The sequence below is a fragment of the Kineococcus sp. DHX-1 genome, from assembly GCF_042473625.1.
Taxonomy (GTDB): domain Bacteria; phylum Actinomycetota; class Actinomycetes; order Actinomycetales; family Kineococcaceae; genus Kineococcus.
Window position 1 is genome coordinate 4,477,855 of the sequence record NZ_CP170445.1, and the last position, 21,884, is coordinate 4,499,738.

Genomic DNA, 21,884 nt, shown 5'->3' on the forward strand with positions numbered 1-21,884 from the left:
TCGAGGCGGGATGGACGGGTCAGGGGGCGAGGACGACCACGACGGCGGGGTCCGCGCCGTCCCAGCGGGCCGTCAGCGTCTCCCCCGCCGGCACCTCTCCCCCGAGCACCCGCAGGACGAGCAGCCGGCCGTGCCCGGTGTCGACCGACGTCACCGTGCCCTCCGTGCCGACCGCGACCTCGGTGACGGACGGGGAGTCCGCGGCGGAGCCGCTGCCCTGCGCGAACCCCTCCTTCGACCCGGGTTCGTACCTGCCTTCCACAGCGGTGACGAGGTCGGCCTCGTGCCCGCCGGTGGCGATCGCGCGGCGCGTGGTGTCCGCCCAGACGGGGTCACCGACGGCGTCGTACACCCACCGCCGACCCAGCACGGAGTGGTCCATCTGCGTCACGAGGAACGCCTCGGCTCCAGCCAGCGGGGCGCCGCGGTAGGTCAGCGGGACGGTCAGGACCGTCCCGTCGCCCGTGCGGACCAGGAGCGTCTCGATCCCCACCTCACCGGCCGGGTCGTCGAACCGGAACCGCCCCGCGACGACGGCCTCCCCCTCGGACGCAGGCGCCCAGGACTGCGACGGCAGCCAGGCGACGACCGCCTCGAGCTTGGTGGGGGTCAGCGTCGCGCGGTGGATGACGGCCATGGGCCGAACCTACTCGCGGGGGTCACCCCGGGAGCTGCCCGTAGACGCGGCCGACGGGCAGGCGCACGACCCGGCGCCGGTCCCGCACCATCGCGCGGCGGTAGTCGCCCCAGTCCGGGTGCTCGCCCGCGAGCGCCCGGTACAGGTCGACGAGTTCCTCGACGGCCTCGTCGTCCTCGCGCTGCGCGACGGCCGACAGGCTCGCGTCCCCCTCGACGACGACCCAGCTCCAGAAGTCGTCGCTGGTGACGTGCAGGCTGGCCCGCGGATCGCGCTCCAGGTTGCGCGCCTTGGCGCGGTCGGCGGTCACCGAGATCCGCACGAGCCGGCGGTCGGGGTCGTAGTGGTGCGTGACGTTGGACAGCTGCGGCCGGCCGTCGCGCTTGAGCGTCGCCAGGACGCTGTTGCGGGTGGAACCGACGAGGGCCAGGAGCGCGTTCTCCGTGTCGTCTGCCATGACGGTGCAACCCCCGACGGTCGCGAGTTTCTTCCACCCTCGACACGGGAGGCACGGCGCTGGTGCACTGGCTCAGGTGTCCGACACCGCCCAGACCGGTCTACCCCTCGCCCGGCTGCACGACTTCGTGCTCGCGCCGGGCGACCTCGTCGACGTCGACGGGGCGCTGCAGGACGACGGCGGGACCCTGCTTCTCCTGCCGTTGGGGGACGACGACGGCCCGAAGGCCGGTGAGCCCGTCGGCGCCGGTGTACCGGTCCAGCTCCCCGCGGGTTCGACGGCCGCACTACAGCACGTGGTGAGGGTCGTCGGTGAGTGGACGGGCGCGGAGGTCGTGGCGACCTCAGTGGAGGTCACCGCTCGACCTCGGACGCTGCGCGTTCTGAGCCGGGGCCCCGCGGCCGACGTCGAACCGTCTGTCTCCGCTGACGCCACGGCGCGCGCAACACTCGCCCTCGCCACCGGCGGCGAGGAACCGCATGGCCTCCTCATCGCGTTCGGAGGGGAGCGCCTGGAGGACGGCTCGGAACTGTCGATGGCCTGGTTCACCCGCGTCACGCCACCAGTGGCGGAGCGGCTGGTGGGAGTTCCGCCCCAGCAGCTCGCCGTCGACGTCTGGCTCGTCCCGGCCCCGCCCTCCTGAGGTCAGTGCCCACCCGGGTGACCGCTGGAGATGACCCGGCCGCCGTTCCCGTCGCTGTTCGGGATGAAGTTCCCCAGCGGCATCCGCGGTGGTTTCCGGCGGTCGGCCGCGACGAGCGACACCACGCCCCACACGCGGCGCAGCACGCGCAGGAGGAGGGGTCGTCGTCGCGGGGTGTCGTCGTCCACGTGTCGATGGTGCCACCGCCGCGTCCGGCCCGGTAGGCGTTCCCGGGTGGCACCGGGTGCCCCTTCAGAGCCCGGTCATCGCCTGCATCGCGGCGTTGTAGCGCTCCCCCGCCACCCCGAGCCGCTCGGCCGCCGCGGACAGTTCCGCGAGGTCGTCCGCAGCGAGGTCCAGCTCGACGGCTCCGAGGTTCTCGTCCAACCGCGACAGCCGGCGGGTCCCGGGGATCGGAACGATGTCGGGCCGCTGCGCCAGCAACCACGCGAGCGCCACCTGGGCCGGTGTCGCACCGACGGTTCCCGCGACCCGGCGGACGAGGTCGACGAGGGCCTGGTTGGCCGCGCGGTTCTCCTCGGTGAAGCGGGGGATGCGGGTGCGGATGTCGTCGGCGGCGAACTCCGTCGCGGTGTCGACGGTTCCCGTGAGGAAACCCTTGCCGAGCGGGCTGAACGGGACGAGGGAGATCCCGAGCTCGTCCAGGACGGGCAGCACCTCGGCCTCGATCTCCCGGGTCCACAACGAGTACTCGCTCTGCAGCGCCGTGACGGGGTGGACGGCGTGCGCGCGGCGGATGGTCCCGGCGCCCGCCTCGGACAACCCGAAGTGCAGGACCTTCCCCGCGGCGACGAGTTCGGCGACGGCCCCGGCGACCTCCTCGATCGGCACGTCCGGGTCGACGCGGTGCTGGTGGAACAGGTCGATCCGGTCGGTCCGCAACCGCTGCAGCGAGGCGTCGGCGACGCGGCGGATCTGCTCCGGCCGGCTGTCGGTCCCGACGGACGTCCCGTCCTGGATGTCCCAGCCGAACTTCGTCGCCAGGACGACCCGGTCCCGCAGGGGTTCCAGCGCCTCCCCGACGAGCTCCTCGTTGTCGTACGGGCCGTACACCTCGGCCGTGTCGAAGAACGTCACGCCCCGTTCGACGGCGCCCCGCAGGACGCCGACCATCTCCTGCCGGTCGCCGGGGTTCGGGCCGTAGCTCTGGCTCATCCCCATGCAGCCCAGGCCGAGGGCCGAGACGGTCAACCCGCCGTCGACGGTGCCCAGGGTTCGCGTTCGCATGATCACCCCTCCGGTTCTGCTGCGGTCGAGCAGCAGTCAACCCCTGCGGGTCCCGGCGCGACAGTCACTGGCGAAGGGTGTGACGGCAGACCACCCCAGGAGTCCGTGGACGGGTCCCACGCCGACCTACGATCGGTGGGGTGGACAACCGGGACGAGATCCGCACCTTCCTCACCACCCGACGCGCGAAGATCACGCCGGAACGGGCGGGTCTGGTCGTCCACGGAACCCGGCGCGTCCCCGGTCTGCGCCGCGGCGAGGTGTCCGGCCTGGCCGGGGTCAGTGCCGAGTACTACGCCCACCTCGAACGCGGGAACCTCGGCGGTGTCTCGGAGAGCGTGCTGCACGCGCTCGCGACCGCGCTCCAGCTCGACGAGGCCGAGCGCGCACACCTGCAGGACCTCGCCCGCGCGGCGGGGCCCGCGGCCCGGACCCGGCGACGGCCCGCACCGCAGGGGGTGCGGGCCGGGTTGCGGCGCGTCGTCGACGGGCTCGGCGACCTTCCCGCGTACGTGCGCAACGGCCGCCTCGACCTGCTGGTGTTCAACCGGATGGCCCGCGCGTTGTACGGACCGGTGTTCGACACGCCCCGATCGGCGGGACAGGAACCCAACACGGCGCGGTTCACCTTCCTCGACGACCGGGCGCGCGACTTCTGGGCCGACTGGTCGCGGGCGGCGGACGAGACCGTCGCGATCCTGCGCACCGAGGCCGGACGCGACCCCTTCGACAAGGGGTTGAGCGACCTCGTCGGGCAACTGTCCACGCGCAGCGAGGAGTTCCGCACCCGCTGGGCGGCGCACGACGTCCGGCTGCACTCGACGGGCGCCAAGCACTACCACCACCCCGTCGTCGGCGACCTGGAACTGGCCTACGAGTCGTTGCAGCCGGCCGCCGACCCGGGCCTGACCCTGCTGGTCTTCAGCGCCGAACCCGGGACCGCCTCGCACGACGGGCTGCGGCTGCTGTCGAGCTGGGCCGCCTCGCCGACGCTCGCGCGCAGGGAGTCCTGACGCCACGTCAGTCCGGGCGGGTGCCGCCCCGCGCGAGGACTCGGCCGGACGCGTCGAGCGCCCGCCAGGTCGCGTCCGTCGAGCGGGCGGCGACGTCCGCGGGGACGACGGGTGCGACCCACCAGACGCCGCCGTGGAGGGCGGCGACGCGGTCGATCCCGTCGGGCGTGCGCACGACCACGGCCGCCACGTCGGGCGCGGCCCAGCCGAAGTAGTCGACGACGTTCTCCCCGGGGCCGTAGCCCGAACCCGACCCGGCGACCGTCACCACGGCGTCGTCGGTGGGCACGGGGACGGTCGCGGACGACGCACCGCTGCTGTCCTCGCTCAGCCGGTAGGCGGTGCAGAAGAAGACGCGGTCGCCGCCGTCCTCGCGGTACCCGACGGCCGAGGAGACGTCCGTGGCGGCGGAGAACACGAGCCGCAGCGCGTCGGTCTCGCGCGCCGGGACCCGGTGGGACCCGTCGTCGAGCATGGACCGCCCCTCCCCCATCCGGGCGCACGCCTCGCCGTCGCGGACCTGCACCTCGTCGTCGACGGGGGACAGGCGCAGCCGGGGAGCCGTGGGGTCCTCCGGGGTCCCGACGGGCGGGGTGGGCGCGCGCTCGGTCGGCGGTTGCGGTCCGGTGCACCCGGCCGTCAGCAGGAGCACGGCGAGCACCGCCGCCGCCACCGGTCCGCGCACTGAGTCCTCCTCCTCCTCGGGCACCACGGTGGCAGCGGAGGCCGAGCGCTGGGAAGAGGGCCCGGGAACGACGAAGGCCCCGGTCTGCTGACCGGGGCCTCCACCACACGTGCGCGAGGGGGGAGTTGAACCCCCACGCCCTTTCGGGCACACGGACCTGAACCGTGCGCGTCTGCCTATTCCGCCACTCGCGCGTGCTGAGAGCAACCGTACCAGCCCGCGACACCCGCCGATGACGTGCCCACACGCCACCTCCACCTCTGCGCACCGCCGCTCCACAGGCGCGCAGGGGGTCCCCGGCTACGATTGCCGGGCCGGACTGTCTGGACGTGATCTTGAGGGGAGGCCCACCGTGGGAGTGCTCGACCGCTTCGAGCGCGGGGTCGAACGTGCCGTCAACGGTGTGTTCGCACGGGCCTTCCGCAGCGAGGTGCAACCCGTCGAGGTCGCCAGCGCCCTGCGCCGCGAACTGGACGACCGCGCGGCCGTCCTCTCGCGCGGCCGGACCCTGGTGCCCAACAGCTTCATCGTCGAGCTCGGCCCGGCCGACCACGAGAAGATCGCCTCCTGGCAGGACACCCTCGCCGACGAGCTCGTCGCGGCCGTCACCCAGCACGCCGAGAAGCAGCGGTACAGCTTCGTCGGACCGGTGCGGGTCGGCTTCCACGAGGCCGACGACCTCGAGACGGGCGTCTTCCGCGTCCTGTCCTCCACCGTCAAGGGCCGGGTCGCCCCGGCGACGCCCCGGACCAACCAGGCCGGCCGGCCCCGGCTGGAGGTCGACGGCCGCGGGTACGTGCTCGCGGAGTCGGTGACCGTCTTGGGGCGCGGCTCGGACGCCGACGTCGTCCTCGACGACCCGGGCGTCTCCCGCCGCCACGCGGAGATCCGCGTGGCGCCCGGCGGGGCACGGGTCTCCGACCTGAGCTCGACCAACGGGACGTTCGTGGACGGCGAGCGGGTGTCCTCGCTCGACCTGTGGGACGGGGCCGTCATCACCGTGGGACGCAGCAAGATCGTGTTCCACGCCGCCCGGCGGGACGAGGGCTGGACGTGACGGGCGAGCCGGGGACGCGTTCGTGAGCGAACTGACCCTCACCGTCCTGCGGTTGGGGCTCCTCGTGGTGCTCTGGCTGTTCGTGCTGGCCATCGTCGGTGTCCTGCGCGCGGACCTGCTGGGGACGCGCGTCACGGCCCGCCGCACCGAGCGCGCCACGGCCCGCCCGAAGCGTGACCCGGTCGAGGCCGCCCCCGAACCGGCCCGACCCCGCCGCGCGACGCTCGTCGTCACCGAGGGCTCGCTGCGCGGCACCACGCTCACCCTGGGGCAGAGCGCCGTCCTCATCGGCCGCGGCAGCGACTGCACCCTCGTGCTCGACGACGAGTACGCCTCCACCAAGCACGTCCGCATCACCGCCAACCCCGCCGGCGACGGCTGGACGGTCGAGGACCTGCAGTCCACCAACGGCACGTTCCTCGGCCGCGACCGCCTGACCGCCCCCGCCCCCTTCGAGCCCGGCACGCCGCTGCGCATCGGCAAGACCGTGCTCGAACTCCGGAGGTAGCCGTGGCCATCGCGCTGAACTACGCCGCGCGCTCGGACGTCGGACTGGGCCGCACGACGAACCAGGACTCCGGGTACGCCGGTCCGCACCTCCTCGTCATCGCCGACGGGATGGGCGGGCACGCCGGCGGGGACGTCGCCAGCTCCCTCGCCGTGGGCGAGATGTCCTCCCTCGACGGGGAGTCGCACGGCAGCGACGACGCCGCCCAGCACCTGCACGACGCCATCGAGGCCGCCAACGAGCAGCTGCGCCGGCGCATCGAGGCCGAACCGGACCTCAACGGCATGGGCACGACGGTCACGGCGATCCTGCGCGCCGGCTCCCGGCTCGTGCTCGCCCACATCGGCGACTCGCGCGGCTACCTCCTGCGCGACGGCGCGCTGACGCAGCTGACGAAGGACCACAGCTACGTCCAGACCCTCATCGACGACGGGCGCATCACGCCCGAGGAGGCCGAGCGGCACCCGCAGCGCTCGGTGATCATGCGCGTCCTCACGGGCCGGACGGACGACGAGGCGGACGTCTCGGTCCGCGAGGCCCGCCCGGGAGACCGCTACCTCCTCTGCAGCGACGGCCTGTCGGGCGTCGTCAGCCACGACACCCTCGCGGAAACCCTCGCCGCCGGCGAGGACCCGGACACCACGTGCCAGCGGCTCGTCGAGCTCGCGCTGCGCGGCGGCGGACCGGACAACATCTCCTGCGTCGTCGCCGACGTCGTGGAGCTCGGCGGCGGCGCACCGCCGTCGACGACCCCGCAGGTCGTCGGCGCGGCCGCGTTCCACCGACCCCGCCGCTCCTCGGCCGCCGGGACCCCGGCCGCCCGGGCCGCCGCCCTGCGCGCCGCGCAGGACGAGTCCGGCGACGACTCGGAGGACGACGATCGCCCGACGCTGACCGACCGCGAGCGCCGCCGTCGGCGGCTGCGGTGGATCGCCGGTCCGCTGCTCCTCGTGCTGCTGCTCGCGGCCGGCGGGCTGGGCCTGTGGCGGTGGAGCCAGCAGCAGTACTACGTCGGTGACGACGCCGGGACGGTCGCGATCTACCAGGGGCTGACGCAGGACATCGGTCCTCTGAAGACGTCGCACGTGCTGCAGACGACGGACATCGCGGTGGCCGACCTGTCGACGACGTGGTCCACCCGCGTCCGGGCGCGGGTGTCGTCGAGCAGCCTCGCCGACGCGCGCGAACTCGTCGCCAACCTCGAGGACAACGCCGCGGCCTGTCGCGCCGCGATCGCGGCGAACGCCCCCGTGCCGTCGCCGACGCCGAGCGCCACCCCGAGTGCGACCGGGACCCCGGACTACTCCGTGCCCAGTGTCGCCCCGACGAGCACCCCCACGAGTTCTCCCACCGAGACCTTGAGCCCCGAGGACTGCGGAGGCGTCGGCTGATGGCCACCGTGCTGCCCGTCTACCCCACGACCCGGCGCAACGTCGAGCTCGCCCTCGTGCTGCTCGCCGTCGTCATCGCCGGGGGCGCCTGGGCCGTCACCGGCCTGACCATCGACGGGTCGATGCCGCCGAACCTCTTCGCCTACGCCGGCGGGCTCGGCGGTCTCGCCGTCCTCCTGCACCTGCTGCTGCGCTGGCGGGCCAAGCACGCCGATCCGCTGCTGCTGCCGGTGGCGACGCTGCTCAACGGCATCGGCCTGGTGATGATCCACCGGCTCGACCTCTCCCTGGACTCCTCGGCCGCGTCCCGGCAGTTCATCTGGACCGCCCTGGGGATCGTCGCCGCGGGTGTCGTGCTGGTGTTCGTGCGCGACCACCGCATCCTGCGCCGGTACACGTGGACGGCCGCGGTCGCCGGTCTCGTCCTGCTGCTGCTGCCGCTCGCGCCGGGCCTGGGCCGCACCGTCAACGGGGCGCGGATCTGGATCGGGATCGGGCCGCTGTCGTTCCAGCCCGGGGAGCTCGCGAAGATCTGCCTGGCCGTGTTCTTCGCCGGGTACCTCGTCGTGCACCGCGACGCGCTGAGCCTGACCGGCAGGAAGATCCTGTTCCTGCAGCTGCCGCGGGCCCGCGACCTCGGGCCGATCCTCCTGGCCTGGGTCGCGAGCATCGGGATCCTCGTGCTGCAGCGCGACCTGGGGACCTCGCTGCTCTTCTTCGGGCTGTTCGTGGCCGTCCTCTACGTCTCCACCGAACGCGTGTCGTGGATCGTGCTCGGCCTGCTGATGTTCTCGGCGGCGGCCGTCTTCGCGGCCACGACGATGGGTCACGTCCAGGCGCGCGTCGACATCTGGCTGCACCCGTTCACCGCCGAGAACCGCAGCGGCGCCAGCTACCAGCTCGTCCAGGGCCTGTTCGGGATGGCCAACGGCGGGCTCACGGGGACGGGCCTCGGCGAGGGCCGGCCGCAGACCGTGCCCTACGCGAACTCCGACTTCATCTACTCGACGATCGGCGAGGAGCTCGGCCTGGCCGGCCTGTTCGCCGTGCTGGTCCTGTACGTCGTGCTCGTCGAGCGCGGGCTGCGGACGGCCATCGGCGTCCGCGACGGCTTCGGCAAGCTGCTCGCCGCCGGACTCGCGTTCTCCGTGACGCTGCAGGTCTTCGTCGTCGTCGGCGGCGTCACGCGGGTCATCCCGCTGACGGGTCTGACGATGCCGTTCCTCGCCGCGGGCGGGTCCTCGCTGGTGTCGAACTGGATCGTCGTCGCGCTGCTGCTGCGGGTGTCCGACCTCGCCCGCCGCCCGGCCGCGGAGGTCCGCAACGGCCCCGACGGCGACACCGGCGTCACCCAGGCGGTGAGGACCGCGTGAACCGTCCCCTGCGCCGGCTGTCCCTCGTGGTGGCCTTCCTCTTCTTCGCCCTCTTCGCGTCGACGACGTGGATCCAGTTCGTCTCCGCGGACCGGCTCAACGCCATGCCGGGCAACTCCCGGCAGCTGTACGCCGAGTTCGGCCGCGAGCGCGGCGCGATCCTCGTCCAGGGCGGGGCGGCCGTCGCCACGAGCGAACGCGTCGACGACCCCTACACGTTCCAGCGCGCCTACGCGGCGGGCCAGCTCTACGCGCCCGTCACGGGCTACTACTCGCTGCGCTACGGCACGGCCGGCATCGAGCGCGCCGAGAACGACGTGCTGTCCGGGTCCGCGGACGAGCTGTTCTACCGCAACCTCTCCAGCCTGCTGACGGGCGAGAAGCCGAAGGGCGCCGACGTCACGCTGACGCTGCAGCCGAAGGTGCAGCAGGCGGCGTGGGACGCCCTGGCCGGGCGCAAGGGCGCCGTCGTCGCCCTGGACCCCGAGACGGGGAACGTCCTGGCCATGGTGTCCAGCCCCAGCTACGACCCGAACACGCTCGCCAGCCACGACGGCGCGGCGCAGCAGCAGGCGTGGACGCAGCTCAACGGCGACGAGGACGACCCGCTGGTGAACCGCGCGACGTCCGCGCTGTACCCGCCGGGGTCGACGTTCAAGCTCGTCACGGCGGCTGCGGCGCTGGAGAGCGGGAAGTACACCGCCGAGTCGATGCTGAACGGTCCGCAGGAGCTCGACCTGCCGCAGACGGGCAACACCCTCAAGAACGACGAGGGCACCGCGTGCGGGCCGAACAACCAGGTGTCGCTGGCCGACGCGCTGAAGATCTCCTGCAACACGGCGTTCGGCGACCTGGGCGAGCAGCTCGGCGCGAGCGCCCTGGAGGAGCAGGCCGGGAAGTTCGGGTTCGGGCAGTCGCTGTCCATCCCGACCTCGGTGGCGACGAGCCGCTACCCGACCGGTGACGCCGTCGCCGGGCCGCTGCTCGCGTACTCCGCGATCGGCCAGGGCAGCGACGTCGCGACGCCGCTGCAGGTGGCGATGCTGTCCGCGGCCATCGCCAACGACGGGGTCGTCATGAAGCCGAACCTCGTCGCGAAGGTCAGCGAGGCCGGCGGGTCCGGCAGCGTCATCGAGCAGCCCTCGCCGAGCGAACTGGGCCGGGCCGTGAGCTCGAGCACCGCCAAGACGTTGCAGCAGATGATGGAGCTCGTCGTCAGCAACGGCACCGGCACGCGGGCGCAGATCGACGGCGCCACCGTCGGCGGCAAGACCGGCACGGCCCAGCACGGGGCGGGACTGCCGCCCTACGCGTGGTTCACGTCCTTCGCGGAGAAGGACGGCAAGAAGGTCGCGGTGGCCGTGGTCATCGAGGACGGCGGGTCGACCGAGAGCGCCTACGGCGGTCGATTGTCGGCCCCCGTGGCCAAGACGGTGATGGAGGCGGCGCTGGATGGCTGAGCACCGCACCGGTCGAGGACACGGCCACGGCGACGACGGCAGTGACACAGGACGCAGGGGACGGGGAGAGCAGTGACGGACACGACGACTGGCCACGGGGTGCCGGCGCCGCGCGTGCTCGGCGGCCGCTACGAGGTCGGGAACCTGCTCGGTCGCGGCGGCATGGCCGAGGTCCACGTGGCCCAGGACACCCGCCTCGGGCGGACCGTCGCGGTGAAGCTGCTGCGCTCCGACCTCGCGCGGGACCCCTCCTTCCAGGCCCGGTTCCGCCGGGAGGCACAGGCCGCCGCCGGGCTGAACCACCCCTCGATCGTGGCGGTGTACGACACGGGCGCCGAGCACCTCACCGAGCACGGCGGCGGCCGCGTCGAACTGCCGTGGATCGTCATGGAGTACGTCGAGGGCCGGACGCTGCGCGACATGCTGCGCACCGACCACCCGCTCGCCATCACCGACGCGCTGGCGTACACCGAGGGCGTCCTCGGTGCGCTGGAGTACTCGCACCGGATGGGCATCGTCCACCGCGACATCAAGCCCGCCAACGTCATGATCACGCCCGCGGGCGAGGTCAAGGTCATGGACTTCGGGATCGCGCGGGCCGTCAGCGACTCCTCGGCCACGCTGACCCAGACGTCCGCCGTCATGGGCACGGCGCAGTACCTGTCGCCGGAGCAGGCTCGCGGGGAGCAGGTCGACGCGCGCAGCGACCTGTACTCCACCGGCTGCCTGCTGTACGAGATCCTCACCGGCCGTCCGCCGTTCACCGGTGACGCGCCCGTCGCGGTGGCGTACCAGCACGTCTCGGAGCAGCCGCGGCCGCCGTCGGCGCTCGTGCCGGACATCCCGCCGGCCGTCGACCACGTCGTGCTCATGGCGCTGACGAAGGACCGCGAGCACCGGTACCAGAGCGCCGGCGACTTCGCCGACGACCTGCGCCGCGCCGTCGAGGGCCGCCCCCTGCGCGGGGCGAGCCTGCCGCCGACGGCCCAGGCCACCCAGCAGTTCGCCGCCGCCGCGCCCACGACCGTCACCCCGCCGGTGCCCGTCGGCCCGGCGACCGGGACGCTGCCGCGCGTCAGCGACGACGGACCGCTGGAGGAGGACCGCCCGCGGCGCTGGCCGTGGATCCTCGTCATCGTCGCGCTGCTGCTCGGCATCGGTGTCGTCGTGTGGGCGCTGTCGAACTCCGGCACCGACGGCGAGGGGTCCGGGAACCAGACCACGGCCTCGACGCCGGCGACCGTCGCGATGCCCGACGTGGTGAACGCCTCTCAGGCCGACGCCGAGAAGGCGATCACCGATGCGGGCCTGACGCCGAACGTCACCCAGGCCGCGAACGACACCGTCGCCGCCGGGAACGTCGTCAGCACCGACCCGCAGTCGGGCACCCCGGTGCAGGTCGGCGGCACGGTGAACGTCGTCGTGTCCTCCGGTCCGGACGCCGTCCAGGTGCCGAACGTCCGCGGGCAGTCGCAGGAGGAGGCCCGGCAGACGCTGCAGCAGGCCGGGTTCCAGGTCGGCAACGTCAACTCCGTCGACGACGCCTCGGTGGGCAAGGACGAGGTCGTCTCGACCGACCCGAAGATCGGCGCCTCGGCCCCCAAGGGCTCGACGATCGCCCTGAACGTCGCCAGCGGGCAGGTCACGGTGCCCGACGTCGTCGGGCAGCCGCAGACCGACGCCCAGAAGACGCTCAACGCCCTCGGGTTCAACGTCAACACCAAGGAGACCTCGGAGCAGGGCAGCGGCGAGCCGGGGTCGGTCGTGGACCAGAGCCTGCAGGCCGGGACGAAGGTCGACTCCGGCTCCTCGATCGACCTGGTCATCCAGGCGCAGCCCACGGCGACGGAGACCCCGACGTCGACTCCGACGGGGTCCTCCTCGCCGAGCCCGACGGGGTCGTCGACCGGGGGTTCGTCCGCCGGCAGCAGCCCGACCGGGGACTCCGGGGACGGCCAGCAATGACCCGCATCCTGCACCTGTCCGACACCCACCTCATGGCGGCGGGCGCCCTGCACAACGGCCTCGTCGACACGACCGCCGCGCTCGGGCACGTGCTGGAGTCGTTGCACGGCATCGGTTCCCTCGACGCCGTCGTCGTGTCGGGGGACGTGTCGGACGACGGGACGGTCGCCTCGTACACGACGGCACGCGACCTCGTGGGCGAGTTCGCGCGCTCGCACGGCGCCGTCGCGGTGTTCGCGATGGGGAACCACGACACGCGTGAGCAGTTCGCCGAGGTGCTGGGGCCCGTCCGGTCGGTCCACGACGTCGACGGGTTCCGCGTCGTCGTCCTCGACTCCTCCGTCCCGGGCCGCGGGTACGGGTTCCTCGACCCCGAGCAGCTGGACCGGCTGCGCCGGGAACTCGCGACGCCCGCGGTCCGCGGCTCGGCCGTGGTGCTGCACCACTCCCCCGTCCGGGCGCCGACGGTGCTGCACGAGGCGCTGAAGCTGCAGAACCCGGACGAGCTGCTCGACGCGCTGGTCGGCACGGACGTGCGGGTCGTGCTGTCGGGGCACTACCACCACCACGCCGCGCAGACGTACCCGTCGGGCCTGACGGCGCTGGTGGCGCCCGGTGTCGCGAACCGCAGCGACCCGTTCGCCGCGCACGGGCAGGAGCGGATCCTGCGCGGCCACGGGGCGTTGCTCGTCGAGGTCGACGACGCCGGGACGGTGTTCTCCAGCGTCCTGTCGATCCCCTCCCCCGGGGACGGGGAGGAGCTCTTCGTCCTCGACGAGGAGACGGTGCAGCGGATCGCGGCCGAGGCCGGGGTTCCGCGCTGAGCGGTCGGTTCCTCGCCTGGTGCGACGCGTTCAACGCGGCGCACCCGTGGGACCACAACGCTGCTTACCACCGCTGGATCGAGCGGCGGCTGCCGCGACGGTGCGGTTCCGCGCTCGACGTCGGCTGCGGGACGGGGGAGTTCACGCGCCGGCTCGCGCTTGGCGCCGACCGGGTGACCGGGATCGACGTCGACCCCGCCGTCGTCCGCACGGCGAGGGGGCTGTCCGAGGGGATCGAGTTCCGCTGCGGCGACCTGCTGACGGCCGAACTCCCTGGCGGGTACGACGTGGTGACGGCCCTCGCCGTCCTGCACCACGTGCCCCTGGAGGACGGCCTCGCCCGACTGCGTGACCTGCTCGCTCCCGGTGGGACGCTCGTCGTCCTCGGGGTTCCGGCCGGGCGTGGGTTCGCCGACCGGTGCGTGGACGTCGTCGCCGTCCCGGCGAACCTCGCGGTGGGGGCGCTGCAGACGCGGCGCCGGGGTTCGGCCGAGCGACCCGTGGCCATGACGGCACCCACCGCTCCCCCGAACGCCACCCTCGCGCAGGTGCGGGCGGTGGCGCGGCGCGTGGTTCCGGGCGCTCGGGTCCGGCGGCACCTGTTCTGGCGGTACTCACTGGTGTGGTCGGCGCCCCGCGGCGGCGAGGTTCACAACCCGAGCTCGCTCAGACCGGGGTGGTCGGCCGGACGCGGCCCGGTGGCGTCCCAGCGGAACTTCCGGTCCGACTCGACGATCGCGACGTCGTTGATGCTCGCGTGGCGGTGGGTCATGAGGCCGTCGCCGTCGAAGCGCCAGTTCTCGTTGCCGTAGGCGCGGAACCACCGGCCGTCCGCGTCGTGGTACTCGTAGGCGAAGCGGACGGCGATGACCTCGTCGGTGTGGGCCCAGACCTCCTTGACGAGCCGGTAGTCCAGTTCGCGTTCCCACTTGCCGGTGAGGAACTCGACGATGGCGGCGCGGCCCTGCAGGAAGGTGGAGCGGTTGCGCCACCAGCTGTCCTCGCTGTACGCGAGGGCGATGCGCTCGGGGTCGCGGGAGTTCCAGGCGTCCTCGGCGGCGCGGGCCTTGACGGCGGCGCTGGCGGCGGTGAACGGGGGCAGAGGCGGACGGGACACGGGGCACCTTCCGGACGACGAGCTGTACCTGTCGGTACGAGCTGTACTGAAAGGTACAATCGAGAGGCCGGCTCGTCAACGATCCATGGAGGCGACTCAGGAGAGGGCGGCGAGCAGGCGTTCTTCGACACGGGCCACGACATCGACGACCACGGCGTCGTCGTCGAGGGCCCGCGCCAGGACGAGCGCACCCTGGATCGCGGCGACCGCGTCCACCGCCAGCGCGGCGGCGTCCCGGTTCGCGACCCCACCCCGTCGCAGCGTCCGGGCCAGGCGGTCGACCCACTCGGAGAAGTAGGTCCGCACCGCGTCGGCGTGGGCCGGGAGTTCCCCACCGAGGGCCGCCACCGCGAACAGGCAGACCCGCCGGCGGGACAGGAAGTAGTCGCGGACCGTGCCCGTCATCTCCGCCACGGCGACGGACGCGTCCTCGGCGGTCCGCAGCGGGGTGAACACCTGCTCCTCGAACCACGCCTGCACCTCGGCCAGCACGGCCCGCGCCATGTCCACCTTCCCCTCGGGGAAGAAGTGGTAGAGGCTGCCGCGACCCATGCCGGTGTCCTGCTGGATGACCGACAACGACGCGGCCTCGAAACCCCGGCGGCGGAAGACGTCGGCGAGGGCGCGCACGGCGTCCGAACGGTCGAGGAGAGTCCGCGCCACCAGAGGCTCCTCCCGTTCCGTGGTCGGTCGTCTCCAGTGTACCGGCCAGTACAGGATCACGGCCGCGCGCGGTCGTGGTGCGGATCCCCCGACGGTTCCGCACCCGACCTGAGCGGTCAGAAGACCCGTCGCCTGGTTCCCGAGATGGGAACGAGGTTCAGGACCAGACCGACGACGATCAGCACGACGCCCACCCACAGCAGGACGTGCACCGACGGAACCAGCAGTCCCACGATCAGCAGGACGATGCCGAGGACGACCATGACAGCTCCTCCCTGAGCTCCGGAAACTCCGTGCTCTCGACGGTACTCCGCACGTCGCCGGACGCTCGTCGAGAACTCCCCCCTCCGCCGCCGTCACCCGAACGCCGGATCCCCTGCGCCGGAACGCGGCTCGTACGGAGCAGTTCGGTCACAGCACACCGGTGGCCGACCACCCTGCGCCACTGCCCGCCAGAACTCGGACGGTCAGAGTTCCCCCTGCGTGGCGGCGCGCGCCCGGACGACGACGGCCACCCCCAGCCCACCCCCCGCGGCGCTGACGGCGACCCCGACCTGCCCGGGCGCCAGCCCGCCGGCGAGGGCGACCAGCAGCGCGGCCCCCGTCGCCCCCCACGGGTGGCCGACCGCGAGCGCCCCGCCGTCGGGGTTCAGGCGCGCATCGGCGTCGTCGAGGCCCAGGTCGCGCGAACAGGCCAGCACCTGCGCGGCGAAGGCCTCGCCGATCTCCAGGCGGTCGACGTCGGCGAGGTCGAGGCCGGCGGAACGCAGCGCCTGCCGGACGGCGGGGGCGGCGGCGGCACCGGGCAGGGCCGGGTCGGCGCCGAGGGCGGCCGACCCGAGCACGATCAGACCCCCTGCGCCCCAACGCGACGCGGTGACCTCGTCGACGATCGCGAGACCGGCGGCACCGTCGGCGTGGGCGCTCGCGGTGGCCGCCGTGACGGTGCCGCCGAAGGCCGGCGGGAAGCGGGCGACGACCTCGGGGCGCAGGACGCGCGGCCGGGCGTCGTGCTCGACGCCGGCGAGGGGGACGAACCGTTCCGCCGTCCGGCGCCGGGCCGCGAGGGCCCGGGCGTGCGAACGGACGGCGAACGCCTCCTGGTCGGCGCGGGAGACGCCGAGGCGGGCGGCGAGCGCGTCGGCGGCGGGGCCCATGTCCGGGTCGGGGAAACCGTCGGGGGCGAAGGCGGCGCGCGGGACGACACCGTCGTCGTGCCGGGACGTCGTGCTCTCGGCCCCCACCGCGAGGACGGGGCCGCCGCCGGTGGCCGCGATCGCCGCGGCGAACCGGACGGCGGCCAGTCCGCTGGCGCACTGCGCGTCGACGGTCGTCCCGGCGACGTGGGCACCCAGACCGGCGGCGAGGGCGGCTCGGCGGGCGGGGTTGCCGTCGGCGGTCCCGACGCCGGCGACGACCTCGGCCACGGGGACGTCCTCCCCGGCGGCGCAGGCGGTCAGGTCGGTGGCGAGCGCGGTGAGGACGGCGGCCGCGAGGTCGTGGTCGCGCAGTCCGGCGAGGGTGGTGCCGGCGGTCGCGAAGGGCGTGCGGCGCGCGGCGACGACGACGGCGCTCACCGTCCCTCTCCCGCCAGCCGGGCGACGGCGGTGCGGTCCGGTTCGCCCTTGCCGGTGCGCGGCACCTCCGTGACGGCCAGCCAGCGCCGGGGCCTGGCCGCGGACGGCAACGAGCGGGCTGCCGCGCGCAGGTCCGCGGGCACGTCGGCCACCCCGACGACCACGGCCGTGACGACCTCCCCGAGGCGGTCGTGCGGAGTTCCGCAGACGACCACCTCCACACCGGGCGGGAGGTGCGGACGCAGGGCGTGCTCGACCTCGGCGACGAGGACGGTGCTGCCGCCGCTGAGGACCGCGCCGGGGCGCCCCAGGACGGCGAACCGTCCGTCCGGCAACGCTTCCGCGACGTCTCCGACACCGGCCCAGCCGTCCGTCACGACGGGGATCGCGCCGCCCGTCGCGTCGATCAGGGACCGCGCGACGTAGGGGGACGCGACCTCCAGGAGCGCGCCGCGCACGCGGACGTCGGCGCCGGGGAACGGGGAGAGGCCCTCCGGGTCCGACGAACCCGGTGCGTGGCGGGCGACCCCGACGAAGGACAGTTCCGCGGCGCCGTAGTACTCCACCACCCGCCACCCGCGCCCGAGGGCCCGGCGCCGCACGCGGGGGTCGAGCCCGGCCCCGCCGACGACGGCCGTCCGCACGTGCGGGTGCTCGTCACGGTCCAGGACGGCGGCGAGCACCGCGGGGACGACGTGGAGGACCGTGCTGCCGGTCGGTGGCAGGCGCTCCCCCGCCCCAGCGGTGCGGGCGCCGACGCGCAGCGCGTGCCACCCGGCGTGCAGCGTCAGCGTCGACGCCGGGGGTCCCGCGGTGCCGACGACGTCGTCCGGGCCCAGCTCCAGGAGGTCGGCGAGGGGCCGGACGGACGCCGCCCAGGACGCCGAGGTCCGCACGACGGCCCGGGGGCGGGCGGTGCTGCCCGACGTGCTGAGGACGACGTCGCCGGGCCTGACGTCACCGGCGTCGGCGGCCCGGCGGACGGCGCCGAGCAGCTCCTCACCGCCGGCGGGGTCGAGCACGAGGACGGGTGGGTGGTCCGGGTCGGCGGTGGCCGCGACCAGCGCGGGCGCCAGGTCCGCCCCGTCCGCGCGCAGGACGACGAGGTCGCCCGCCACCTCAGACGGAGGTGGTCGTACGGCGGCGGCGCAGGGGCAGGAGTTCTGGACGGGCGCGGTGCACACCGCTCGCGACGAAGGCCGTGAGGGCGGCCTTCAGGAGGTCGCCGGGCAGGAACACGGCGCTGGCCCACGCGGCGCTCACCGGCAGGTCGAGGATCAGCAGCTGCAGGGGGACACCGACGGCGTAGACGACGCCGATGCCACCGGCGACCGCAGCCGTGAAGAACCACTGCGGCTGGTCGCTCGGGCGCCGCGCGGCCAGCCACCCGGTGAGCGCTGCCCCCAGCGGCCACCCGAGGAGGTACCCGACGCTCGGGCCGGCGAACACGCTGAGGCCACCGCGTCCGCCCGCGAGCACGGGCAGGCCCGCCGCGCACAGGACGAGGACGACGAGCACCGCGAGCGCCCCGCGCCGGGCTCCGAGGAGCGCTCCGGCGAGCATGACGCCCAGGGTCTGCAGGGTGATGGGCACCGCGTTGCCGAAGAGCGGCAGCTGCCCGGGCGCGCCCAGGACGACGATGACGGCGGCGAAGGTCGCGATGAGCGCGACGTCGCGGGAGGTCGAACGCTGCACCGGACGCATGAGGCGGAAGAGTAGTCAGCCCGAGGTGCCCCGGGTGACCGTCCGGTCAGATCCGGTGCAGCCGGGCCACCGCGGCCACGTCCGCCTCGACCTGCTGCAGGAGCTGCGCGCCGTCGCGCGTGACGTGCAGGACGACGCGCCGCCGGTCCAGGGGGTCGAGCGCCCGGGCGAGGAGACCGTCGTCGACGAGGGCGTCGACGGCGCGGCTGGCCGTGGCCGGCGCGATGAGCAGCGCGTCGACGAGGTCGGTCATGGAGGAACCGGGGGCGTGCGCGACGTGCGCCAGGCACCGCCACCGGTCGACGGTCAGCCCCCCACCGCGCAGGGCGTCGGCGAGCGCGGACTGCACCGCGGCCGCGGCGCGGAGGTTCCCCAGGACCGTGCGGGAGACGTCCGAGGACGGGACGAGGTCCGGCTGGACCTGCTGGGGCATGGATCCTCCGACGACCTCGGGAACCCCGGGCGGACGGGGTCGGTGTGGAATCGTGGTCAGCATGCCAGAGGGCGCGCAGGGCCGGGAGCGGCCCCGCCCCGTGCCACCCGCGCGGGTGCCCTCGCCGCGCGAGGCGTACCGGGTGGCCCTCGTCGTCCCCCGCCGGGGACCGGCCGGCATGTTCGGCCCGTCCTGCCGCGCCGCCGCGCACCTGGCCGCCGAGGAGGTCGACGCCGCGGGCGGCGTGGCGGGCCGGCCGGTGCACCTCGTGGAGGTCGACGCGGGGGCGCCACCGGCCGAGGTCGCCCGGACCGTGTCGGCGCTCGTGGACCGCGGGGAGGTCGACGCCGTCGCCGGCTGGCACCTGTCCAGCGTCCGTCAGGCCGTAGCCCCCGCCGTGGCGGGCCGCGTCCCGTACGTCTACGCCACCGCCTACGAGGGCGGGGAGGTCGGCGACGGCGTGGTCTGCACCGGGGAACTGCCCGGTGAGCAGGTGGTCTCCGCTCTGCGGTTCCTGCGGCGGGAGTTCGGGTGGCGGCGCTGGCTCGTCGTGGGGGACGACTACGTCTGGCCGCGGGCGACGGCCCGGGACACCGCGCGGGTCCTGGCCGCCGACGGCATCGTCCTGCAGGAACCGGCCTGGGTCCCCCTGGGCTGCAGTGACGACGCCGTCTGGGACCGGGTCGTCACCGACGTGGGGCGGCACGCGGCGCGCCGGCCGGCCCCGGACGGGGTCCTCATGCTGCTGGTGGGTTCGGACGGGGTGCGGTTCAACCGGGTGTTCCACGCGGCGGGCCTGGACGACCGGCTCGTGCGGTTCAGCCCGTTCATGGACGAGACGATGCTGCTGGGCGGTGGGCCCGGGACCGCGCGCGGGCTCTTCGCCTCGGCGGGCTGGTTCGCGGGCCTGGCGTCGGCCTCCGCACTGGAGTTCAGCGCGGGGTTCGCGCGGCAGTACGAACGGCTGGTCGGGGTGGACGGTCTGGCGGTGCCCTCCCCCGGCACCATGGCGGAGAGCACCTACCTGGGGTTGCGCCTCCTGGCCGAGGTGGGGCGCCGCACCGTCCCCGGCCCGCGGGACGTGGACGCCGCCCGGTCGTCGTGGGCCTGGGACACCCCGCACGGGACGGTGCGGCTGGACGCTGGGCGGGCTCACCACCGGGTCCACCTCGCGGTCGCGACGGGCGCGGAGTTCGAGGTGCTGGCGGACGTGACGACGGGTCCCCGGGCCTGACGGCGGGGAACGATCGGGGTGTTACGTCCGTGTTTCCGAGCCGTTCCGGCGTCGTGAACTTTCCAGAGCCGTTGCCTTGCAAGGACTTGCGCACCGCTGCGTGGTTGACCCGCCGGAAGGCCGCCCCCTAGGTTCGATTCGCTTCCACATGGAAGCGTCCCCAGCCCAGGCCCGGAGGTCCGCGATGACCCACGACACCCGAGGCGCCCAGCCGGCCGCGCCCGGCACCGAGCACCTCAGCGCCGCCACCTCGGAGACCCTCGAGGACTACACGCTCCGCTTCGCCCCGCGCAGCTACCGCCGGTGGACGCCGGCCGTCGTCGCCACCTCCGCCCTCGGCGGCATCGCCTACCTCGCCGACTTCTCGATCGGGGCGAACATCGGCATCGCGCACGGCACGACCAACGCGCTGCTCGGCATCGCCGTCGCGGCCGTCGTCATCTTCGTCAGCGGGTTCCCGCTGGCCTACTACGCGGCCCGCTACAACATCGACCTCGACCTCATCACCCGCGGATCGGGTTTCGGCTACTACGGGTCGGTCGTCACGAACGTCATCTTCGCGACGTTCACGTTCATCTTCTTCGCCCTCGAGGGTTCCATCATGGCCCAGGGCCTCGAACTGGGCCTGGGGATCCCGAAGTGGATCGGCTACGCCCTCTCGACCCTCGTCGTCATCCCCCTCGTCGTCTACGGCATGAAGGCGCTGTCGAAGATGCAGGTCTGGACGACCCCGCTCTGGCTCGTGCTCATGGTCATCCCCTTCGGGTACCTCGTCGCCACGAACCCCGACAGCGTCGGGGAGTTCTTCGCCTACACCGGCGCGGACGGGTCCGGGTCGACGGTCAGCGTGGCCTCGGTCCTCCTCGCCGCGGGCGTCTGCCTCTCGCTCATCGCCCAGATCGCCGAGCAGATCGACTACCTGCGGTTCATGCCGCCCCGCACGGCGGAGAACACGCGGCAGTGGTGGACCGCCGTCGTGCTCGCCGGTCCCGGCTGGGTCGTCTTCGGCGCACTGAAGCAGGCCGTCGGCCTGTTCCTCGCCGTCTACCTCATCGCCCGGCTGGACGGTCAGGCCGCGGCGAACGCCAACGAGCCCGTCCACCAGTTCCTCGGCGTGTACGAGCAGATGGTCCCCGGCTGGCTGGCCATGACGCTGGCCGTCGTCCTCGTCGTCATCAGCCAGCTGAAGATCAACGTGACGAACGCCTACTCCGGGTCGCTGGCGTGGACGAACTCCTTCACCCGCGTCACCAAGCACTACCCCGGCCGCATCGTCTTCGTCGTCGTGAACCTCGCCATCGCGCTGACGTTGATGGAGGCGAACATGTTCGACTTCCTCAACACCATCCTCGGGTTCTACGCGAACTGCGCCATGGCCTGGGTCATCACCGTCGCCACCGACATCGTCGTCAACAAGCACCTGCTGGGGATCTCCCCGAAGGTCGCCGAGTTCCGTCGCGGGATGCTGTACCCGGTGAACCCCGTGGGGTTCGTGTCGGTGCTGCTGTCGGCGGGCCTGTCGATCGTGGTGTTCTTCGGCGGGTTCGGTGCCGGGGTGCAGCCCTACTCCCCCGTCGTGGCCGTCGCGCTGGCCGTCGTCTGCCCGCCCGTGCTGGCGCTGGCGACCCGGGGGCGCTACTACCTGCGCCGCACCGACGACGGCCTGGACCTGCCGATGCACGACGCGGACGGCAACCCGTCGGGCGCCGTCGTCACGTGTCACGTCTGCCACCAGGACTACGAGCGTCCCGACGTCACGGCCTGCCTCACCCACGACGACGTCGTCTGCTCGCTGTGCCTGAGCACCGACTCGGTGGGCGACCACGTCCTGCCGGCGGCCGGCGCCGTCCCCGCACCCCGGTGACTCCTCCCACGACCCCGTTCGACGTCCTCGC

At 73.8% G+C, this 21,884-nt stretch carries 23 protein-coding genes, 1 tRNA gene and 1 pseudogene; 12 read left to right on the forward strand and 13 right to left on the reverse strand.

Annotation, left to right across the window (positions count from 1 at the left end; genetic code table 11):
* Positions 1-19: 19 nt before the first annotated feature.
* Together ACFEMC_RS21635 and ACFEMC_RS21640 are read right to left on the reverse strand one after the other, a co-directional pair.
* Positions 20-637, reverse strand: a complete 618-nt coding sequence (locus tag ACFEMC_RS21635; RefSeq protein WP_380171762.1) for a hypothetical protein — start codon at positions 635-637, stop codon at positions 20-22.
* Positions 638-659: 22 nt separating this feature from the next.
* Positions 660-1,094, reverse strand: coding sequence for a PPOX class F420-dependent oxidoreductase (locus ACFEMC_RS21640; protein ID WP_380171764.1), 435 nt, complete (start codon positions 1,092-1,094; stop codon positions 660-662).
* A 76-nt stretch (positions 1,095-1,170) separates the two neighbouring features.
* Between ACFEMC_RS21640 and ACFEMC_RS21645 the strand changes: the two genes are divergently transcribed.
* Positions 1,171-1,737, forward strand: coding sequence for a hypothetical protein (locus tag ACFEMC_RS21645; protein WP_380171766.1), 567 nt, complete (start codon positions 1,171-1,173; stop codon positions 1,735-1,737).
* Positions 1,738-1,739: 2 nt separating this feature from the next.
* Here ACFEMC_RS21645 and ACFEMC_RS21650 read toward each other — a convergent pair whose 3' ends face one another.
* Positions 1,740-1,925, reverse strand: coding sequence for a hypothetical protein (locus tag ACFEMC_RS21650; protein ID WP_380171768.1), 186 nt, complete (start codon positions 1,923-1,925; stop codon positions 1,740-1,742).
* A gap of 64 nt (positions 1,926-1,989) precedes the next feature.
* Positions 1,990-2,985 (reverse strand): aldo/keto reductase, encoded by a 996-nt coding sequence (locus tag ACFEMC_RS21655; RefSeq protein ID WP_380171770.1) that lies wholly within the window; start codon positions 2,983-2,985, stop codon positions 1,990-1,992.
* Between the two features lie 140 nt (positions 2,986-3,125).
* On the opposite strand from ACFEMC_RS21655, the gene ACFEMC_RS21660 reads away from it, so the two are divergent.
* Positions 3,126-3,998: a helix-turn-helix transcriptional regulator gene (locus ACFEMC_RS21660; protein ID WP_380171772.1), complete on the forward strand. Its 873-nt coding sequence runs from the start codon at positions 3,126-3,128 to the stop codon at positions 3,996-3,998.
* Positions 3,999-4,005: 7 nt separating this feature from the next.
* Here the strand turns inward: ACFEMC_RS21660 and ACFEMC_RS21665 are convergent, their stop codons facing one another.
* Complete coding sequence (locus ACFEMC_RS21665) at positions 4,006-4,710, reverse strand: hypothetical protein (protein WP_380171774.1); 705 nt, start codon at positions 4,708-4,710, stop codon at positions 4,006-4,008.
* 83 nt (positions 4,711-4,793) lie between these two features.
* Positions 4,794-4,877: transfer RNA gene (locus ACFEMC_RS21670), tRNA-Leu, on the reverse strand.
* Between the two features lie 158 nt (positions 4,878-5,035).
* Between ACFEMC_RS21670 and ACFEMC_RS21675 the strand changes: the two genes are divergently transcribed.
* The 8 genes and pseudogenes from ACFEMC_RS21675 to ACFEMC_RS21710 all read left to right on the forward strand — a co-directional run.
* Positions 5,036-5,740 carry a DUF3662 and FHA domain-containing protein gene (locus ACFEMC_RS21675; RefSeq protein ID WP_367640514.1) on the forward strand — a complete coding sequence of 235 codons (705 nt, stop codon included), beginning with the start codon at positions 5,036-5,038 and terminating at the stop codon, positions 5,738-5,740.
* 22 nt (positions 5,741-5,762) lie between these two features.
* Complete coding sequence (locus ACFEMC_RS21680; protein ID WP_380171777.1) at positions 5,763-6,248, forward strand: FHA domain-containing protein; 486 nt, start codon at positions 5,763-5,765, stop codon at positions 6,246-6,248.
* A gap of 2 nt (positions 6,249-6,250) precedes the next feature.
* Positions 6,251-7,639, forward strand: coding sequence for a Stp1/IreP family PP2C-type Ser/Thr phosphatase (locus tag ACFEMC_RS21685; protein ID WP_380171779.1), 1,389 nt, complete (start codon positions 6,251-6,253; stop codon positions 7,637-7,639).
* On the forward strand, positions 7,639-9,012 hold the full coding sequence (locus ACFEMC_RS21690; protein WP_380171781.1) for an FtsW/RodA/SpoVE family cell cycle protein: 1,374 nt from the start codon (positions 7,639-7,641) through the stop codon (positions 9,010-9,012). The genes ACFEMC_RS21685 and ACFEMC_RS21690 overlap by 1 nt, the downstream gene beginning before the upstream one ends.
* Positions 9,009-10,472 carry a peptidoglycan D,D-transpeptidase FtsI family protein gene (locus tag ACFEMC_RS21695; RefSeq protein ID WP_380171783.1) on the forward strand — a complete coding sequence of 488 codons (1,464 nt, stop codon included), beginning with the start codon at positions 9,009-9,011 and terminating at the stop codon, positions 10,470-10,472. Before ACFEMC_RS21690 ends, ACFEMC_RS21695 begins: the two co-directional genes overlap by 4 nt.
* Before the next feature lie 72 nt (positions 10,473-10,544).
* Positions 10,545-12,437 carry a Stk1 family PASTA domain-containing Ser/Thr kinase gene (gene pknB, locus ACFEMC_RS21700; RefSeq protein WP_380171786.1) on the forward strand — a complete coding sequence of 631 codons (1,893 nt, stop codon included), beginning with the start codon at positions 10,545-10,547 and terminating at the stop codon, positions 12,435-12,437.
* Positions 12,434-13,261, forward strand: a complete 828-nt coding sequence (locus tag ACFEMC_RS21705) for a metallophosphoesterase (protein ID WP_380171788.1) — start codon at positions 12,434-12,436, stop codon at positions 13,259-13,261. The genes pknB and ACFEMC_RS21705 overlap by 4 nt, the downstream gene beginning before the upstream one ends.
* Positions 13,258-13,632 (forward strand): annotated as a pseudogene (locus ACFEMC_RS21710) (class I SAM-dependent methyltransferase); the annotation flags it as partial. The gene ACFEMC_RS21705 and the pseudogene ACFEMC_RS21710, both read left to right, overlap by 4 nt.
* A 278-nt stretch (positions 13,633-13,910) precedes the next feature.
* Here ACFEMC_RS21710 and ACFEMC_RS21715 read toward each other — a convergent pair.
* From ACFEMC_RS21715 to ACFEMC_RS21745, 7 genes are all read right to left on the reverse strand, one after another.
* Positions 13,911-14,378, reverse strand: a complete 468-nt coding sequence (locus ACFEMC_RS21715; RefSeq protein WP_380171790.1) for a DUF1348 family protein — start codon at positions 14,376-14,378, stop codon at positions 13,911-13,913.
* Positions 14,379-14,474: 96 nt separating this feature from the next.
* Positions 14,475-15,041 carry a TetR/AcrR family transcriptional regulator gene (locus ACFEMC_RS21720; protein ID WP_380171792.1) on the reverse strand — a complete coding sequence of 189 codons (567 nt, stop codon included), beginning with the start codon at positions 15,039-15,041 and terminating at the stop codon, positions 14,475-14,477.
* Positions 15,042-15,157: 116 nt separating this feature from the next.
* Positions 15,158-15,304 carry a hypothetical protein gene (locus tag ACFEMC_RS21725; protein WP_367640527.1) on the reverse strand — a complete coding sequence of 49 codons (147 nt, stop codon included), beginning with the start codon at positions 15,302-15,304 and terminating at the stop codon, positions 15,158-15,160.
* A 204-nt stretch (positions 15,305-15,508) separates the two neighbouring features.
* A complete protein-coding gene (locus tag ACFEMC_RS21730) occupies positions 15,509-16,618 on the reverse strand; it encodes an acetyl-CoA C-acyltransferase (protein WP_380171795.1) in 1,110 nt (369 codons plus the stop codon).
* Positions 16,615-17,736 carry an AMP-binding protein gene (locus tag ACFEMC_RS21735; protein ID WP_380171797.1) on the reverse strand — a complete coding sequence of 374 codons (1,122 nt, stop codon included), beginning with the start codon at positions 17,734-17,736 and terminating at the stop codon, positions 16,615-16,617. The genes ACFEMC_RS21730 and ACFEMC_RS21735 overlap by 4 nt, the downstream gene beginning before the upstream one ends.
* Position 17,737: 1 nt before the next feature.
* Positions 17,738-18,322 carry a biotin transporter BioY gene (locus ACFEMC_RS21740; protein WP_380171799.1) on the reverse strand — a complete coding sequence of 195 codons (585 nt, stop codon included), beginning with the start codon at positions 18,320-18,322 and terminating at the stop codon, positions 17,738-17,740.
* Between the two features lie 46 nt (positions 18,323-18,368).
* A complete protein-coding gene (locus ACFEMC_RS21745) occupies positions 18,369-18,755 on the reverse strand; it encodes a MarR family winged helix-turn-helix transcriptional regulator (RefSeq protein ID WP_380171801.1) in 387 nt (128 codons plus the stop codon).
* Positions 18,756-18,816: 61 nt separating this feature from the next.
* Here ACFEMC_RS21745 and ACFEMC_RS21750 point away from each other — a divergent pair, with 61 nt between their 5' ends.
* Together ACFEMC_RS21750 and ACFEMC_RS21755 are read left to right on the forward strand one after the other, a co-directional pair.
* Positions 18,817-19,989, forward strand: a complete 1,173-nt coding sequence (locus tag ACFEMC_RS21750; RefSeq protein ID WP_380176900.1) for a substrate-binding domain-containing protein — start codon at positions 18,817-18,819, stop codon at positions 19,987-19,989.
* Positions 19,990-20,173: 184 nt separating this feature from the next.
* Complete coding sequence (locus tag ACFEMC_RS21755) at positions 20,174-21,853, forward strand: purine-cytosine permease family protein (protein ID WP_380171803.1); 1,680 nt, start codon at positions 20,174-20,176, stop codon at positions 21,851-21,853.
* Positions 21,854-21,884: the final 31 nt, after the last annotated feature.

Bases quoted from the DNA above. Each gene is read 5' to 3' on its own strand.
- ACFEMC_RS21635 (WP_380171762.1), bottom strand. From the start codon at position 637: ATGGCCGTCATCCACCGCGCGACGCTGACCCCCACCAAGCTCGAGGCG.
- ACFEMC_RS21640 (WP_380171764.1), bottom strand. From the start codon at position 1,094: ATGGCAGACGACACGGAGAACGCGCTCCTGGCCCTCGTCGGTTCCACC.
- ACFEMC_RS21655 (WP_380171770.1), bottom strand. From the start codon at position 2,985: ATGCGAACGCGAACCCTGGGCACCGTCGACGGCGGGTTGACCGTCTCG.
- ACFEMC_RS21690 (WP_380171781.1), top strand. From the start codon at position 7,639: ATGGCCACCGTGCTGCCCGTCTACCCCACGACCCGGCGCAACGTCGAG.
- ACFEMC_RS21705 (WP_380171788.1), top strand. From the start codon at position 12,434: ATGACCCGCATCCTGCACCTGTCCGACACCCACCTCATGGCGGCGGGC.
- ACFEMC_RS21725 (WP_367640527.1), bottom strand. From the start codon at position 15,304: ATGGTCGTCCTCGGCATCGTCCTGCTGATCGTGGGACTGCTGGTTCCG.
- ACFEMC_RS21740 (WP_380171799.1), bottom strand. From the start codon at position 18,322: ATGCGTCCGGTGCAGCGTTCGACCTCCCGCGACGTCGCGCTCATCGCG.
- ACFEMC_RS21745 (WP_380171801.1), bottom strand. From the start codon at position 18,755: ATGCCCCAGCAGGTCCAGCCGGACCTCGTCCCGTCCTCGGACGTCTCC.
- ACFEMC_RS21750 (WP_380176900.1), top strand. From the start codon at position 18,817: ATGCCAGAGGGCGCGCAGGGCCGGGAGCGGCCCCGCCCCGTGCCACCC.
- ACFEMC_RS21755 (WP_380171803.1), top strand. From the start codon at position 20,174: ATGACCCACGACACCCGAGGCGCCCAGCCGGCCGCGCCCGGCACCGAG.